This is a genomic window from Herbaspirillum sp. NPDC087042 (genome assembly GCF_044745245.1).
Taxonomy (GTDB): Bacteria; Pseudomonadota; Gammaproteobacteria; order Burkholderiales; family Burkholderiaceae_D; genus Herbaspirillum.
In genome coordinates, this window is record NZ_JBIUZW010000004.1 from 132,040 (window position 1) to 147,113 (window position 15,074).

Annotated in this window: 15 protein-coding genes; 12 read left to right on the top strand and 3 right to left on the bottom strand. The window is 64.9% G+C overall.

Annotated elements, in window-relative coordinates:
• Positions 1 to 13 precede the first annotated feature (13 nt).
• The 7 genes from ACIPHN_RS07790 to ACIPHN_RS07820 all read left to right on the top strand — a co-directional run bounded on the left by ACIPHN_RS07790 (position 14) and on the right by ACIPHN_RS07820 (position 7,680).
• Positions 14 to 1,501: a peptidylprolyl isomerase gene (locus tag ACIPHN_RS07790; RefSeq protein ID WP_400434919.1), complete on the top strand. Its 1,488-nt coding sequence runs from the start codon at positions 14 to 16 to the stop codon at positions 1,499 to 1,501.
• A 106-nt stretch (positions 1,502 to 1,607) separates the two neighbouring features.
• On the top strand, positions 1,608 to 2,636 hold the full coding sequence (gene pdxA, locus ACIPHN_RS07795) for a 4-hydroxythreonine-4-phosphate dehydrogenase PdxA (RefSeq protein ID WP_400434921.1): 1,029 nt from the start codon (positions 1,608 to 1,610) through the stop codon (positions 2,634 to 2,636).
• 28 nt (positions 2,637 to 2,664) lie between these two features.
• Entirely contained in the window at positions 2,665 to 3,447 is a 783-nt protein-coding gene (rsmA, locus tag ACIPHN_RS07800) for a 16S rRNA (adenine(1518)-N(6)/adenine(1519)-N(6))-dimethyltransferase RsmA (RefSeq protein WP_400434923.1), read from the top strand.
• Between the two features lie 198 nt (positions 3,448 to 3,645).
• Complete coding sequence (locus tag ACIPHN_RS07805) at positions 3,646 to 4,014, top strand: hypothetical protein (RefSeq protein WP_400434925.1); 369 nt, start codon at positions 3,646 to 3,648, stop codon at positions 4,012 to 4,014.
• A 212-nt stretch (positions 4,015 to 4,226) separates the two neighbouring features.
• On the top strand, positions 4,227 to 5,837 hold the full coding sequence (locus tag ACIPHN_RS07810) for an EAL domain-containing protein (protein WP_400434927.1): 1,611 nt from the start codon (positions 4,227 to 4,229) through the stop codon (positions 5,835 to 5,837).
• A 46-nt stretch (positions 5,838 to 5,883) separates the two neighbouring features.
• Positions 5,884 to 6,288, top strand: a complete 405-nt coding sequence (gene gloA / locus ACIPHN_RS07815; RefSeq protein WP_400434929.1) for a lactoylglutathione lyase — start codon at positions 5,884 to 5,886, stop codon at positions 6,286 to 6,288.
• Between the two features lie 108 nt (positions 6,289 to 6,396).
• On the top strand, positions 6,397 to 7,680 hold the full coding sequence (locus tag ACIPHN_RS07820; RefSeq protein ID WP_400434931.1) for a chloride channel protein: 1,284 nt from the start codon (positions 6,397 to 6,399) through the stop codon (positions 7,678 to 7,680).
• A gap of 36 nt (positions 7,681 to 7,716) precedes the next feature.
• Here the strand turns inward: ACIPHN_RS07820 and ACIPHN_RS07825 are convergent, their stop codons facing one another.
• Together ACIPHN_RS07825 and ACIPHN_RS07830 are read right to left on the bottom strand one after the other, a co-directional pair.
• Positions 7,717 to 8,358 carry a DUF1109 domain-containing protein gene (locus ACIPHN_RS07825; RefSeq protein ID WP_400434933.1) on the bottom strand — a complete coding sequence of 214 codons (642 nt, stop codon included), beginning with the start codon at positions 8,356 to 8,358 and terminating at the stop codon, positions 7,717 to 7,719.
• A gap of 3 nt (positions 8,359 to 8,361) precedes the next feature.
• Entirely contained in the window at positions 8,362 to 8,982 is a 621-nt protein-coding gene (locus ACIPHN_RS07830) for a sigma-70 family RNA polymerase sigma factor (RefSeq protein ID WP_400435207.1), read from the bottom strand.
• Between the two features lie 329 nt (positions 8,983 to 9,311).
• Here ACIPHN_RS07830 and ACIPHN_RS07835 point away from each other — a divergent pair, with 329 nt between their 5' ends.
• The 5 genes from ACIPHN_RS07835 to ACIPHN_RS07855 all read left to right on the top strand — a co-directional run bounded on the left by ACIPHN_RS07835 (position 9,312) and on the right by ACIPHN_RS07855 (position 14,028).
• On the top strand, positions 9,312 to 9,590 hold the full coding sequence (locus tag ACIPHN_RS07835; protein ID WP_400434935.1) for a DUF2282 domain-containing protein: 279 nt from the start codon (positions 9,312 to 9,314) through the stop codon (positions 9,588 to 9,590).
• An 11-nt stretch (positions 9,591 to 9,601) separates the two neighbouring features.
• Positions 9,602 to 10,450: a DUF692 domain-containing protein gene (locus ACIPHN_RS07840; protein WP_400434937.1), complete on the top strand. Its 849-nt coding sequence runs from the start codon at positions 9,602 to 9,604 to the stop codon at positions 10,448 to 10,450.
• Positions 10,447 to 11,202, top strand: a complete 756-nt coding sequence (locus ACIPHN_RS07845; protein ID WP_400434939.1) for a putative DNA-binding domain-containing protein — start codon at positions 10,447 to 10,449, stop codon at positions 11,200 to 11,202. The genes ACIPHN_RS07840 and ACIPHN_RS07845 overlap by 4 nt, the downstream gene beginning before the upstream one ends.
• Positions 11,203 to 11,213: 11 nt before the next feature.
• A complete protein-coding gene (locus tag ACIPHN_RS07850) occupies positions 11,214 to 11,690 on the top strand; it encodes a DoxX family protein (RefSeq protein WP_400434941.1) in 477 nt (158 codons plus the stop codon).
• Between the two features lie 214 nt (positions 11,691 to 11,904).
• Positions 11,905 to 14,028, top strand: coding sequence for a TonB-dependent receptor (locus ACIPHN_RS07855; protein ID WP_400434943.1), 2,124 nt, complete (start codon positions 11,905 to 11,907; stop codon positions 14,026 to 14,028).
• Positions 14,029 to 14,058: 30 nt separating this feature from the next.
• Here the strand turns inward: ACIPHN_RS07855 and ACIPHN_RS07860 are convergent, their stop codons facing one another.
• Positions 14,059 to 15,042 (bottom strand): YgjP-like metallopeptidase domain-containing protein, encoded by a 984-nt coding sequence (locus ACIPHN_RS07860; RefSeq protein ID WP_400434945.1) that lies wholly within the window; start codon positions 15,040 to 15,042, stop codon positions 14,059 to 14,061.
• Between the last annotated feature and the right edge of the window lie 32 nt (positions 15,043 to 15,074).

Sequence of the window (15,074 nt, forward strand, 5' to 3'; positions counted from 1 at the left end):
CATCGATTAGTCCATGCGTAATATGCGTACCCCACTCCTCGCAAAAACCAAAACAGTGACCGCGCTGCTGTGCATGCTGGGCGTGATCAGCAATGCGCATGCGCAGTTCGCCACGACGATCATCCCGGTGACGCCACCGGAGACCGCGCCGCAACCGGCACCGGCCAAGCCGGCCGCAACCCCTGCGGCCAAGGCTGCGGCCCCGGTCGCAGCACCCGCGCCGGCCGCGGCACCTGCACCGGCTGCTGCCAGCGCCCGTGTCGAGCCGCGTCCGGTCGACTCCATCCTGGTGGTGGTCAACAATGAAGTCATCACCCGCCAGGAAGTCGCCGAGCGCCTGGCCAGCGTGGAAAAGCGCATGGCCTCGCAGAACGTGCAGCTGCCGCCGCGCAACCAGCTGGTGCGCCAGCTGGTCGAGCGCATGATCGTCGAACGCGCCCAGGCCCAGACCGCCAAGGAAAACGGCATCGTCGTCGATGACGCGATGCTGGACCGCGCCATGCAGCGCATTGCCGAGCAGAACAAGCTGTCCATGCCGGAGTTCCGCAAGCGCCTGGAAGCCGAAGGCATGGTCTATTCGTCCTTCCGCGAAGAGATCCGCCGCGAGATCCTGAGCCAGCGCCTGCGTGAGCGTGAGGTGGACAACAAGGTGGTGGTCACCGAGTCCGAGATCGACAACTACCTGGCAGCCGAAGCCAATGCCGGCGGCCAGCGCCAGGAACTGGACATCGCCCAGATCCTGGTGCGCGTGCCCGAGAATGCCTCGCCCGAACAACTGGCCGCGCGTCGCGAGCGTGCCGAGGACGTCCTGCGCCAGCTGAAGACCGGCGCCGATTTTGGCAAGACCGCTGCAACCTATTCCGATGCGTCCGATGCGCTTTCCGGTGGCGATCTCGGCTGGCGTCCGGTTGAACGCCTGCCGCAGCTGTTCCTGGATGGCGTCGCCAAGCTGCAGGATGGCCAGGTCAGCGGCCTGCTCAAGAGCGGCAACGGCTTCCACATCCTCAAGCTGGTCGGCCGCCGTGCGGCCAACGGTGCCCAGGCGGCCGCCCCGGCCGTGCAACAGACCCATGTGCGCCACATCCTGATCAAGGTTAACCAGGTGGTGACCGCTGCCGATGCCAAGCGCAAGCTGACTGAACTCAAGGAGCGCCTGGACCACGGCTCGGCCAGCTTCGAGGAACTGGCCAAGCTGTACTCCAATGACCTGTCGGCAGCCAAGGGTGGCGATCTGGGCTGGGTGTATCCTGGCGATACCGTCCCCGAGTTCGAGCGCGCCATGGACCAGTTGAAGCCGGGCGAAGTCAGCCAGCCCATCGAGTCTCCCTTCGGCTTCCACCTGATCCAGGTGGTGGAGCGCAAGACCGATGACGCCTCCAAGGAGCGCGCCCGCCAGGCAGCCCGCCAGGCCATCCGCGACCGCAAGATCGAGGAAGCCTCCGAAGACTGGATGCGCCAGATCCGCGACCGCGCCTACGTCGAGTATCGCAACGACGAGTAAGCCCCGGTACCGGCAAGCCCCGCGCTTGCCCGAACCCGCGCAAGAGGCCGGCCCAGCAGCCGGCTCTTGCATTTTTGAAGCCCGATATTGCCAAGTGGAAGACGCCATGAACCGACCCATCCTCGCATTGACCTGTGGCGAACCGGCCGGCATCGGCCCCGAAATTTCGCTGCGCGCGGCCTGGGAGCTGCGTCAGGAAGTGCGCTGCATCCTGCTGGGTGACGCTGCCCTGCTGGCCCAGACCGCACACGACATCGATGGCCAGATGCGGGTGGCGGCCATTTCCATCCAGGCCTGGCGCAATGGCGGGTTGCCGCATTTTCCGGTGGATTGCATCACGGTCATCGATTGCCCGGTGGCCGAGCCGGTGCGTCCGGGCGTGCTGGATGCGCGCAATGGCCGCGCCGTGCTGCAGACCCTGGACCTGGCCGTGCAGGGTGCACTGGATGGCGCCTTCGCCGCCATCGTCACCGCGCCCCTGCAAAAGAGCGTGATCAACGATGCCGGCGTCGCCTTCACCGGCCACACCGAATACCTGGCCGAGGTCACCCGTACGCCGCAAGTGGTGATGATGCTGGCCGGTGGCGATGCGCCGCACCTGCGCGTGGCACTGGCGACCACCCACCTGGCGCTCAAGGATGTGCCGGCGGCTATCACGGCCGACAGCCTGGCCCGTACCCTCGATATCCTGCAGGCCGATCTGCGTGGCAAGTTCGGCATCGCCCAGCCGCGTATCCTGGTGACCGGCCTGAACCCCCATGCCGGCGAAAACGGTTACCTGGGACGCGAGGAAATCGACGTCATCACGCCCGCGCTGGAAGCGGCGCGCGCACGCGGCATCGATGCCCGTGGCCCGTATCCGGCCGACACGCTGTTCCAGCCCAAGTACCTGGAAGATGCCGACTGCGTGCTGGCGATGTACCATGACCAGGGCCTGCCGGTGCTGAAGTTCGCCAGCTTCGGCCATGGCATCAACATCACGCTGGGCCTGCCGCTGATCCGTACCTCGGTCGACCATGGCACGGCGCTGGACCTGGCCGCCGCCGGGCTGGGCCGGGCCGACCATGGCAGCATGCTGGTGGCCATCCGCGCCGCCGCCGACATGGCACGCCGGCAAGCCGCCGCACGTACCTGACACACCGCAAGACACACTGGAATCGCCCATGAAACACATCCCGCGCAAACGCTTCGGCCAGAACTTCCTCACCGATGATGTGGTGCTGCACGACATCATCCGCTCCATCGCTGCGGCTCCTGACGATGCCATGGTCGAGATCGGCCCCGGTCTGGCGGCGATGACCGCGCTGCTGCTGGACGACCTGCGCCATCTGCATGTGGTCGAACTCGACCGCGACCTGGTGCAGCGCCTGAACAAACGCTTCGATGCGGCGCGCCTGACCGTGCACTCCGCCGATGCGCTCAAGTTCGACTTCGGCAGCATTCCAGTGCCGGCCGGCCGCAAGCTGCGCGTAGTCGGCAATCTGCCCTACAACATTTCCAGTCCCTTGCTGTTCCACCTGGCCGAGATCGCGCCGCAGGTGCAGGACCAGCATTTCATGCTGCAAAAGGAAGTGGTCGAGCGCATGGTGGCCGAGCCCGGCAGCAAGACCTATGGCCGCCTGTCGGTGATGCTGCAATGGCGTTACCACATGGAGCTGCTGTTCGTGGTCCCACCCACCGCCTTCGATCCGCCGCCCCAGGTCGACTCGGCCATCGTGCGCATGATTCCGCTGGCCCAGCCCCTGGAATGCGACCAGGCGAAGCTGGAACAGGTGGTCACCAAGGCCTTCTCGCAGCGTCGCAAGGTGATCCGCAATTGCGTGGCCGGCCTGTTGTCCGAAGAAGAGCTGGTACAGGCCGGTGTCGATCCGCAGGCCCGCCCCGAAGCCGTCCCGATGGAGCAATTCGTCGCGCTGGCACGGATCCTGGCGGCACGCCAGGCCTGAATTAGACCTGAGACCCGGCCTGAGAATCGGCCTGAAACCGGGCTTGTCACATTGCTCACGCTTGTCGTAGTTGTCACAGCCGCGCCGGGATCCGTAAGAACTGTAACGAAGTTTCATAATCGGTAGATTTGAAGTGAAGCTGGCCTATAGTTGAATCGTGCCGCGACGAAAAGCGGACTTATTTGACAGGAGCCAATCATGGCCAGCAAGAAAATCGCATCGGTATTGATCGCCACCACCCTGCTCGCATCGGCTGCCGCCGTCAGCACGCCTGCCATGGCGCATGACCGGGGCGGCGACGGTGTAGCGATTGCTGCCGGCATCATCGGCGCCGTCGCCATCGGTTCGCTGATCGCCAACGCCAATTCGGCACCGGTCTACCAGGCACCGCCGCAACAGGTCTACTACCAGGCGCCGCAGCCGGTGTATTACCAGCCGCCGCAACAGGTGGTCTATGAGCAGCCGCGCTACTATGCGCCGCCGCCGCGCCCGGTGCGTTATGTCGAGCGTACCGAAGTGCGCAGCTATCGCTACGACGACCGTCCGGACTACTACTACGGCCGTTAAGCGCAGGCATCCACCGTCTTGAGGGAAAAAGGGCGACCGCGAGGTCGCCCTTTTTTCGTTCGTCCTGCCCGCGCCGTGGCAGATCGGGGTGGGCGGGGATAGGTGGCGACAATTCGACGATTTGGTCGCAGAATAGCGAATCATGCAGGACAAACCGCCATTGAACGACGACTCCTATCGAAGCGATGACCAGGGATACGACTAGCCACCCGATGCGAGCGGACATCACTGCCGGAGATCTTCGCTCGGCCTTGACGGCGGGCCATTTCTGGCCCGCCCTGCAACCGCTGGTGCATCTGCGCACGCGCCGCATTGCCGGCTTTGAAATGCTGGCGCGCTGGACTTGCCCGGTGCGCGGATCGGTTGCGCCGGCCGATTTCATTGCCCTGGCCGAAAAGAGTGGCCTGCTTGATGAGCTGCTGCTGGAGCTCTTCTCCGGTGCGACCCACGCCATGCGCAACTGGCCGGATGGCGTGCGCCTTGCCATCAACCTCTCTCCGCGGCAGTTTCTCGACGCCCGCTTGCTGGATCGCCTGCTGGCCGTGATGCAGGAGCGCGGCCTGGCCGTGTCGCGCCTGCAACTGGAAGTGACCGAGAATTCCCTGGTGCAAGACCATGAGCGCACCCTGCAGACCCTGCTGGCCGCCAGGCGTGCCGGCGCCAGCCTGTCGCTGGATGACTTCGGCACCGGCTACTCCAGTCTCACGCGCCTGCAAGCCTATCCCTTCGACGAACTCAAGATCGATGCCAGCTTCGTGCGCACCATGGACCAGGACCCCGACAGTTTTCGCATCGTGCTGGCGGTGGCGGGCCTGGGGCGCAGCCTGAAGCTGCATGTCGTGGCCGAAGGCATCGAGACCGAACACCATGCCCATTTGCTCAGGCGCATGGGTTGCGAATTTGGCCAGGGTTTCCACCTGGGACGTCCCATGCCGGCCGACCAGGCCAGGGATCTCATCATCGCCAGCGGCGTATGGCACAAGCGCGATGACAGCATCGATACCTCACCCTTCCAGCGCTGGCACCAGCTGGAATCGCTCTATCGCAGCGCGCCGGTGGGCTTGTGCTTCCTGGACCCGGCGCTGCGCGTGGTCAGCGCCAATGCGATGATGATCGACCTTCTCGGGGCCAATGCCGGGGCCGAGCTGGAAGGCTCGACCGTGGCGCGCCTGCTGGACCGGTCCGAACATCGGCCCCTGCTGGAACTGATCGACCAGGTGCTGGCCGGCGACGCTGTCGCGCCCATTGAATTCTTCAATTCGCGCACCGGGCGGACTTCCTTGCTGGCATTCCAGGCGGTGCACAGCGATCCCGGGGAGCTGCTGGGCGTGTCCGGCGAGGCCGTCGATATCACCGCCCGGGTCGGGGCCGAGCGCATGGTGCGCGAGAGCGAGGAGCATTTTCACCGGGTCATTGCGCTGTCGCCCAACATCCCCTGGGCGGCCACGCCCGAGGGCGTGGTGGACTACATGGGCCCGACCTTTGAATGGCAGCCCTCCTGGAGCAGCGCCCGGCGCCACCAGCACTGGCTCACCTGCATGCCCGAGGAAGACCGCCTGCGCGTGCGGCGCGAATGGCTGGACAACCTGCCCACGGGCCAGCCTTTCTGTACCGAATTCCGCATCCGCTGGCCTGACGGACAGTGGCGCTGGATGCGCAGCCAGGCCTCGCCGCATCATGGCCCCGACGGGCAGATCGTGCGTTGGTATGGATTGATCGTCGACATCAGCGACGAACATCGTTTGTATCGTCGCATCGCCGAGCTGGAGGAACGCATCGGCCAGCTGGAGCAGGGGCGCCCGGCGGGACCGCCGCAAATATAAGATAATGTCGGCCTGTGTCACACTAGCTATCAAAAGGAGTCGCCAAGTGAGAATGCTGCATACGATGCTGCGCGTGGGCAACCTGGATCGTTCGATCGATTTCTATACCCAGGTACTGGGCATGAAACTGCTGCGCAAGAATGACTACCCCGACGGGAAATTCACGCTGGCCTTCGTCGGTTACGGTGAGGAACGCGACCACACCGTGCTGGAACTGACCCATAACTGGGACACCGAATCCTACGACCTCGGCACCGGCTACGGCCACATCGCCATCGAAGTCGAGGACGCCTATGCCGCCTGTGACGCGGTCAAGGCCAAGGGTGGCGCGGTCACCCGCGAAGCCGGCCCGATGAAGCACGGCAAGACCGTGATCGCCTTCGTCACCGATCCGGATGGCTACAAGATCGAGTTCATCCAGAAGAAAGAGCAGTACAACGCCGCCGACTGAGGCGCGCGCCTGTCAGCCTGCCAGCCCGCTCACGCGGGCTTTTTTCATTGTGCCCGACGCACACAAGACGCAACACCCGATGCATCACAAGAACAGCAGGAACGCCAATTGAGTCTCTACCATCTCTCCCTCCGCCATCTGCGCCGTCTCTGGACCGAGTACGGCATCCTCTGGAGCGGCGCCATCCTGGTCGGCCTGGTGGCGGTGCTGTATGCACAGGCCATCGAGGCCGGCTTCGGTGTCTTCCGTGCCATCGAGCACAGGTCACCCTGGCTGCCGCTGCTGATGACGCCCGCGGTGTGCGCCGCCTGCGTCTGGCTGACACGGCGTTTCTTCCCCGGCTCCGAAGGCAGCGGTATTCCGCAAGCCATCGCCACGCTGCACGGTGACACCGCCGAGCGCGGCAATGCCTTGCTGTCGATACGCGTGTTGCTGGGCAAGATCGTCTTGTCGGTGGTGGCCATCGCCGGTGGCATGACCATCGGTCGCGAGGGCCCCACGGTGCAGATCGGCGCGGCCATCATGTACAACCTGCGCCGTTTCTATCCGGCCGGCTACGGCCACATGGAACGTCGCCTGATCCTGGCCGGTGCAGCAGCCGGCCTGGCGGCGGCCTTCAATACACCGCTGGCGGGGATCGTGTTCGCCATCGAGGAGCTCTCGCGCAGCTTCGAGCAGCGTGCCAGTGGCGTGGTCATCACCACCATCATCTTCGCCGGCCTGGTGGCGCTGTCCATCAATGGCAACTACACCTATTTCGGCTCGATTGCCTTTCCTGGCGAGACCAGCGGCCGGCTGATCCTGGCGGTGGTGGTGACGGCGGTCCTGATGGGCGTGGCCGGCGGCGTGTTCTGCTGGCTCATCCTCAATCCGACGCGCTGGATTCCCGCCACCGTGGTGCGCTTGCGCGCCGAACGTCCGGTGATCTTTGCGGCGCTGTGTGGCTTCATCGTGGCGGTGATCGGCGTGGCTGCCGGTGGCGCCACTTTCGGCAGTGGCTATGAGCAGGCCCACGGCCTGCTCAATGACGGCCATGGACTGTCGGTGTTCTATCCCTTCCTGAAGTTCGCCTCGATGATCGGCTCTTACCTGCCGGGTCTGCCGGGCGGCATCTTCGCGCCCTCGCTGTCCATCGGCGCCGGGTTTGGCAACCTCCTGCACCTGCTCTTCGGCGGCACGTCGCTGCCGATGCTGGTGGCGCTGGCGATGGTCGGGTATCTGGCCGCGGTGACGCAGTCACCCATCACGGCCTTCGTGATCGTCATGGAAATGGTCGATGGCCACGCGCTGGTGATTTCGCTAATGGCCACGGCACTGATTGCCTCGGCGGTGTCCAAGCTGTTTGCACCGCCGCTCTATGAAACCCTGGCCGAGCGCTACCTGAAGCACTGATCCGTCACGACCGCCGGCGCCGATTAGCAGTGCCGATTACCAGCGCAGCAGGCGCGGCCCCAGCAGCAGGCCGATGGCGGCCGGGATCAGGATCCCCAGGAAGTACCACAGTCCCCAGAAAGGCACGCCCATCTCCGGGCAGTGCAGGCAATACACCAGCGTGGCCGAGGAACCGGCTAGCAGGCCCGCTACGCCGCCGCACAGGCGCAGGCGGGTCGGGGCCATGGCCTTGACGGCCCAGGTGATGCTGCATAACAGCGGCAGCGAGAGCAGGGCGATGTTGAAGGGGCAACTGCGCCAGGTCGAGCCCATCAGCAGGGGGATGCGGTCGGCGGCCGGCGCCAGTGCCAGCACCAGGGCGCTGCCGATCCAGATCGCCAGGCTCGGGGCGGCCACGCCCGCCCAGCGCATCCCCACATCCAGTCCGGGATGCAGCAGGCGATGCAGTACCAGCAGGGCGCCCGCCGCCAGCGCGGCAGGGAAGGCCAGCTTGACCCAGAACAGCGGCGTCCTGGCGATGTACATCAGGTCCGGCCGCAGGCCATACAGCATCAGCAACAGCACCAGGCTGGCCACGCCACCCAGCAGCAGGGCCTGGACCATGCGCCGGCGCGGCAAGCCGCGATCCACGGGCGCCACGTCACTGGCCATCATCGAAATCAGGTCATCGGTCTTCATGATTTACAAACTCTCTCGTATGCGGGCTGCCAGCGCCTTGAGGCCGCGGTGGATGCCCACCTTCACGGCCGACTCCGACAACCCCGTCAGTTGCGCCGTCTGCGCTACCGACAGGCCTTCCAGCTTGACGTGCACGATCGGCAGGCGCTGCTTGTCGGGCAGTTGCTCCAGCAGCACGCCGATATCGCGCCGGGCCTGGGCCGGCTCGTCATCGCTGGCGGCAAACAGGTCCTGTGCCTCGTCCAGCGGATCGTTGAAGGCTTCACGGCGCGAGCGCGAGCGCAGGAAGTCCATCAGCTTGTAGCGCGCAATGGCGTGCACCCAGGCCGTCAGCGGTTGCTCGGGGCGATAGGTGTGGCGCGCATTGTGGACCGCCAGCAAGGTCTCCTGGACGATATCCTCGACTTCATCCTGCAGGTGATGCAGGCGCTTGCGCAGGAAGGCACGCAGGCGTCCGCTCAGTTCCGCCAGGAAAGTACGGTAGGCCACCGCATCGCCATCCAGTCCGGCCAGCAGGAGGGCGCGCAGGCGCTCTTCGCTGGGATGGGCTTGCGCGCGTGCGGCCTGTGCAGTGTCGCGCGGGGCTGGCAAATCATTGGCAGGCAGGCGTGGACTGTTGCTCACGGAATAGACCAGGAAATTAGTTGCCAGCATTATGCACTCCCGGGCCGGGCTGCGGTCTGTCGATTTGCTTCATGCCTCTCATCCAGTCTGCTATCCAATCTGCGATTGCGGCCTGCGCGGCCATTGTCCATTTTCCTGACAATTCGCTGCGCAAGGTCCACCGGTTACAGCGCCCGCCAAAAAAATAGATCGTGAAAATTTTCGTCGCGGCTGTAACCGCCGGCGACGAGGCCGCGAATTAGCCTACAGACCGGCGACGAAAACGCTGCCGGTCACCGCTGTTCCCAGACGTACCTAACCATTCTTCAATCCAGACCAGGAGTCACACCATGAACACCCGTACCTTCGCCACCGCTGCCTTCACCCTCGCCACCCTCGCTTCCGGTGTCGCCATGGCCCAGACCCAGCAACCCGCCAAGCCCGCCGCCATGGAAAAGTGCTATGGCGTGGCCATGGCCGGCCAGAACGATTGCAAGGCCGGTGAAGGCACCACCTGCGCCGGCACCGCCAAGATGGATTACCAGGCCAATGCCTGGAAGAATGTCCCGGCCGGCACCTGCACCTCGATCAAGACCCCGCGCGGCATGGGCTCCCTGAAGGCCATGTAAGGAGTGCCACGATGAAAGCGCCACGCATGCACACCGGCGCCGGTCTCGGCCTCAAGCCCCGGCACTTCGATCTGGCCCTGGCCAGCGATGCGCCCGGCTTGTGGTTCGAGGTCCATCCGGAAAACTACATGATGGATGGTGGACCGCGCCTGGCCTGGCTGGAAGCGGTACGCGGCCGGCATCCGGTGGCCCTGCATGGCGTGTCGCTTTCGCTGGCCGGGCCCGATGCCCCGGACCCGCAACACCTGCGCCGCCTGGCGGCGCTGGCCGAGCGTATCGAGCCGGTGCTGGTCTCTGAGCACCTGGCCTGGTCGCGCGCCGACGGCCGTTATTTTCCTGACCTGCTGCCGGTGCCGCGTAACAGCACCACCCTGCAGCGTCTGGTCAGCCATATCACCCAGACCCAGGACACCCTGAAGCGCCGCATCGTCCTGGAGAATCCCTCGCACTACCTGCACATGGATGCCCACACGTGGAGCGAGCCCGAGTTCCTGGCCGAACTGGTCAGGCGTACCGGCTGCGGCCTGCTGGTGGACGTGAACAACGTCCACGTCAGCGCGGCCAATATCGGCATCGATGCCGTGGCCTACTTGGCGCAATTGCCGGCGGACGCCATCGAGGAAATCCACCTGGCCGGTCACAGCAGTGACCAGAGCCTGCCCGGCCTGCTGGTCGACAGCCACGATGCCGCCATCGCGCCGGCGGTGTGGCAGCTCTACCGCACGCTGGTGGGGCGCATCGGACCCCGGCCCACGCTCATCGAGCGTGACGGCAATATCCCTGAATTCGAGGTCCTGCTGGACGAACGCGAGATCGCCCAGCAGGTGCTGGATGGGCTCTCGCAGGAGCAGGCAGCATGATGCGCGACGACTATCACCAGCAATTCCTGCAGGCCATCTGGCACGGCCAGAGCACGCATCCGCTGGTGGCGGCGCTGGCCGCACAGCCGGCCTTCGCGGTCTATCGCAACACCATCTTCAAGGGGTGTGTCGATGCGCTGGCCGGCAACTATCCGACGCTGCAACGTCTCATCGGTGACGCCTGCTTCCACGACCTGGCGTTGGCCTATGCGCGTGAACATGCGCCTGACGATGTCTGCCTGATCAACTACGGACGCGGCTTTCCGGCCTTCGTCGCCTGCGCGGAGGCATTGGCGGAGCTACCCTATCTGCCGGGTGTGGCAGCCCTGGATCGCGCCTGGAGCGAGGCCCATCTCGCCGCTGACGACGCACCGCTGGAAATGGCGGCATTGCATGAGGCGCTGGCGCAAGGCCAGGATGTGCGGCTGGTCCTGCATGCCGCCACCCGCTGGCACAGCGACGACAGCCATCCGGTGTTCTCGATCTGGAGCACCCAGCGCCAGGAGGAGGCCGCACCTTCCGCCGAGTTGCCCTGGCAGGGTGAAAGTGCGCTGCTGACCCGGCCTGACGGCGAGGTGCAATGGCGCGCCATTGACCGCGGTGCCTGCGCCTTCCTCGCCGCCTGCCAGCGCGGCACGCCCATTGCCGAAGCCGCCGCACTGGCGCAACACGCCGAACCCGGACTGGATATCGCCCTGATGCTGGGCGAGCTGATCCAGGCGGGCGCCTTTACTTCCTTCCAATTCCAATGACGGAGAACGACATGTCCCATCCTGCCTCGTCGCACATCAGCGATGTGCAAGCCACATCCCCTTCGCTCTGGGCACGTGGTGCCGCGCTGGCCAGTCGCCTCATCGGCGAGAGCCTGCTGGCGCTGGTGGCGCGCATATCGATTGCGGCGATCTTCTTCCTCTCGGGACGTACCAAGGTCAGCGGTTTCCTGACCCTGAAGGACAGTACCTATGTGCTGTTCCAGGAGGAATATCGCATCCCGCTGGTGCCGCCCGATATCGCCGCGCACATGGCGGCCTATGCCGAGCATCTGTTCCCGCTGCTGCTGGTGCTGGGCCTGTTTACGCGTGGTGCGGCACTGGCCTTGCTGGGCATGACCACGGTCATCGAGGTGTTCGTCTATCCCGATGCCTGGCCCACGCATTTGTCCTGGGCCGGCCTGTTGTTGTTGCTGGTGGCGCGCGGTGGTGGCGCATGGTCGCTGGATCGTCGCCTGGGAATTGCATAATCATTGACTTAACTTTTTTGCTGGCAGCAGCTGCGTCAATTTGACGCAGCTGCTGCTTCCCGCCACCACGGCCTCTCTCCAACCCGACGACGCGTGTGTCGCCGTCACCGCGACAATATGTCGCAAGGAAGCCCCGTTGTAGTTGCCGATAATCGGCCCCGCCTGTCGCGCCCCGGCGCGCAGGAACCGATAACGACAACCACAGGGGAATCCCATGCAACTCACACCTTGCGCCTGCGCCATCGCGCTGGCCTTTACCGTGTCCGGCCCCGTGCAGGCACAGACCCAGGACGATGAACGCCTGCCCACGATCACCGTGCGCAGCGACAAGCCGGTCGAGACCAACAGTGGCACCAGCGACAGCGCCTTGCTGCTCACTGATCAACCCGGTTATGCCACGGCCGCCGGTGGTGGCGTGTCGGCCTTGCCGGTACTTAATGGCTTCGCCGCCGACCGCCTCAAGATCCGGCTCGACGGCATGGAAGTCACCGCCGCCTGCGGCAACCAGATGAACGCGCCCATGTCCTATATGCCACCCGCTCAGGTGGGCTACACGCGCGTGATCGCCGGCATCACGCCGGTGAGCATCGGTGGCGACAGCATCGGCGGCACCATCGAACTGTCCTCGCCGGTGCCGCAATTCTCCAATGAGCCCGGCAAATTGTTCAGCAAGGGCGGCTTCTCGGTATCGGCGCGCAGCGTCAATTCGGAAGTCTCGGCCTCGGTCAATGCCAGCGTCGCCAGCGAGAACCTGTCGGTGGCTTATGTGGGTAGCCGCTCGCGTGCAGAGAGCTACAGCGCCGGCAATGGCGACAAGGTTCTCTCCAGTCTCTACGAGAGCAACAACCACGCGCTCACCATGGCCGCCCGCGGCGACGGCCAGCAGGTCGTGCTGAAGGTCGGCCAGCAATACATTCCCTATCAGGGCTTCCCCAACGAATACATGGACATGACCAGCAACCGCTCCACCTTTGCCAATCTTGGTTACGACCGCCGTTATGACTGGGGCAAGCTGTATGCGAAGTTGTACTGGCAGCGTACCGAGCATGAGATGGGATTCTTCTCCAGCGAGCGCAAGGGGACGATGCCGATGGACACGCGTGGTCGCGACATGGGCTACACCCTGCGGGCCGACATCGACCTGGGGCAGGACGGCGCCGGTGTGTTGCGCGTGGGGCAGGAGTATCACAGCTTCCGCCTCAATGACTACTGGCCGCCGGTGAGCGGTTCGATGATGATGGGGCCGCGTACCTACGTGAACATCAACGATGGCACGCGCGACCGCATTGCGCTCTTCGCCGAGTGGGAGCAGAAACTGGATGCGCGCTGGACCACCCTGGTGGGCGTGCGCGATGAACTGGTCAAGAGCGATGCCGGCAACGTGCAGTCCTATGGCACCAACATGATGAACCTGCCCGACCTGAATGCCGCCAATACCTTCAATGCCCGTGACCATGCTCGCACCGACAACAACATCGACCTGACGGCACTGGCACGCTTCGCCCCCGACGATGGCCAGACCGTCGAGTTCGGCTACGCCCGCAAGACCCGTTCGCCCAATCTCTACGAACGCTATACCTGGGGACGCGGCGGCATGGCCATGCGCATGACCAACTGGTTCGGCGATGGCAGCGGCTATGTCGGCAATCTCGATCTCAAGCCCGAGATCGCCAATACCCTCTCCGGCACGGTCGACTGGCATAGCGCCGACAAAGAGGGGGGCGAGGGTGGTGTGCCTCACTGGTTCGTCAGGCTGACGCCCTATTTCAGTTATGTCCAGAACTACATCGATGCTGATGTCGTCGGCAGTTTCAATACCTACGGCGTGGCCGCCGCACCTGGCAACCTGCTGCAGTTCGCCAACCACGATGCCCGTCTCTACGGTATCAACGCCTCATGGAAGTGGCCGCTGCTGCGTTCGGAGGGTATGGGCGAGATCGCCTTCACCGGCAAGGCCGGCATCACGCGCGGCAAGCGTAGCGACGGCGGTAACCTCTACCACATGATGCCCTTCAATGTCCTGGCGGCGCTGGAGCAGAAACTGGGGGCCTGGATCAACCGCGCCGAACTCGCCTACGTGGCGCGCAAGACCCTGGTCGATGCCAACCGGCGCGAACCGGTCACGGCCAGTTACACGGTGGTCAACCTCAAGAGCAGCTACCAGTTCAACCGGAGCATCACGGTCTCGGCGGGTGTGTCCAACCTGTTCAATCGCAACTATGCCGATCCGCTGGGCGGGGTCTATCTCTCCGGCCTGGCCGCTAGCCGCTCGGGCGCCTTGCAGGCCTTGCCGGGATATGGTCGCTCGCTCGACGTCGGTGTCAACGTGAGCTTCTGACGTCGTGGAGGAAGACGGAGATCGGGCCGATCAGAAGATCGGCATGGTCTCCGGCGCGCTGTCGCGCAGGGCCTTCTTGGCCGATTCGAATTCGGGGAAGATCGATTGCACCGTGGCCCAGAAGCGTGGGCTGTGGTTCATCTCGCGCAGGTGCGCCAGTTCGTGCGCAATGACGTAGTCGATCAGTGGCAGGGCGAAATGCATCAGCCGCCAGTTCAGGCGGATGCGCGCGTCCGAAGTGCAGGAACCCCATTGCGTGGTGGCCGAGGACAGGGCGAAGGAGCGATAACGCACGCCCAGCTTGTCGGCGTAGATCATCAGGCGCTTGCCGAACAGCTCCTCGGCGCGTGCCTGTATCCAGCCTTGCACGCGGTCTTTCAGCTGCTGCTCGCCGGCATCGGCGGGCAGGCTCACGTTCAGTTCGCGCGTGACTTCGTCGAGGTAGACCGCCAGGCGCTGGCCGGTGCGGATGCGCAGTGTGATGTCGCTGCCCAGATAGGGCAGGGTGGCGCCGTCGCGCCATTGCATCTGTGGCTGCAGGCGACGCGCCGAACGCTCGCGGCGCTCGTTGAGCTTGGTGAGGATCCAGCGCTGCTTCTCGCGGATGGCATTGTCGATCTCGGCCAGCGTGACCCATTTGGGCGCAGTCACGCGCAAGCCTTCGTCGCTGACCAGGAAACCGATGGTACGGCGCTTGGAACGCAACAGGGCGAAATCGATGATGTGCTCGCCCAGCTGGATGCGCCGCTTGCCATCGGCCGGACGGCCGCTGGGCGGGGCCAGCAGCGGCTTGGCCGGCGCCGGTGGTTCCGGGATCAGGGGCGTGGGCAGCGGGGCGGCATGCACTACCGGGTTGGGTGTGACGATCAGGGGCGGTTGCACCGTCGGCGATGGCAGGGCGGGGCCCGGGTCGCGCGGCGGCGCAGCTGCGGGCGCAGGTTCGGACGCTGCAAACAAGTCCAGTTGCAGCGAGAGCTGGTCGGGATTGGTCTTGGGTTTGCGGAGCAGTATCAAGGCAGTCGCGGCGTCCTGTGTTGCAGTTGGCT

Bases quoted from the DNA above. Each gene is read 5' to 3' on its own strand.
- ACIPHN_RS07790 (WP_400434919.1), top strand. From the start codon at position 14: ATGCGTAATATGCGTACCCCACTCCTCGCAAAAACCAAAACAGTGACC.
- pdxA (WP_400434921.1), top strand. From the start codon at position 1,608: ATGAACCGACCCATCCTCGCATTGACCTGTGGCGAACCGGCCGGCATC.
- rsmA (WP_400434923.1), top strand. From the start codon at position 2,665: ATGAAACACATCCCGCGCAAACGCTTCGGCCAGAACTTCCTCACCGAT.
- ACIPHN_RS07805 (WP_400434925.1), top strand. From the start codon at position 3,646: ATGGCCAGCAAGAAAATCGCATCGGTATTGATCGCCACCACCCTGCTC.
- ACIPHN_RS07810 (WP_400434927.1), top strand. From the start codon at position 4,227: ATGCGAGCGGACATCACTGCCGGAGATCTTCGCTCGGCCTTGACGGCG.
- ACIPHN_RS07825 (WP_400434933.1), bottom strand. From the start codon at position 8,358: ATGAAGACCGATGACCTGATTTCGATGATGGCCAGTGACGTGGCGCCC.
- ACIPHN_RS07835 (WP_400434935.1), top strand. From the start codon at position 9,312: ATGAACACCCGTACCTTCGCCACCGCTGCCTTCACCCTCGCCACCCTC.
- ACIPHN_RS07840 (WP_400434937.1), top strand. From the start codon at position 9,602: ATGAAAGCGCCACGCATGCACACCGGCGCCGGTCTCGGCCTCAAGCCC.
- ACIPHN_RS07845 (WP_400434939.1), top strand. From the start codon at position 10,447: ATGATGCGCGACGACTATCACCAGCAATTCCTGCAGGCCATCTGGCAC.
- ACIPHN_RS07850 (WP_400434941.1), top strand. From the start codon at position 11,214: ATGTCCCATCCTGCCTCGTCGCACATCAGCGATGTGCAAGCCACATCC.
- ACIPHN_RS07855 (WP_400434943.1), top strand. From the start codon at position 11,905: ATGCAACTCACACCTTGCGCCTGCGCCATCGCGCTGGCCTTTACCGTG.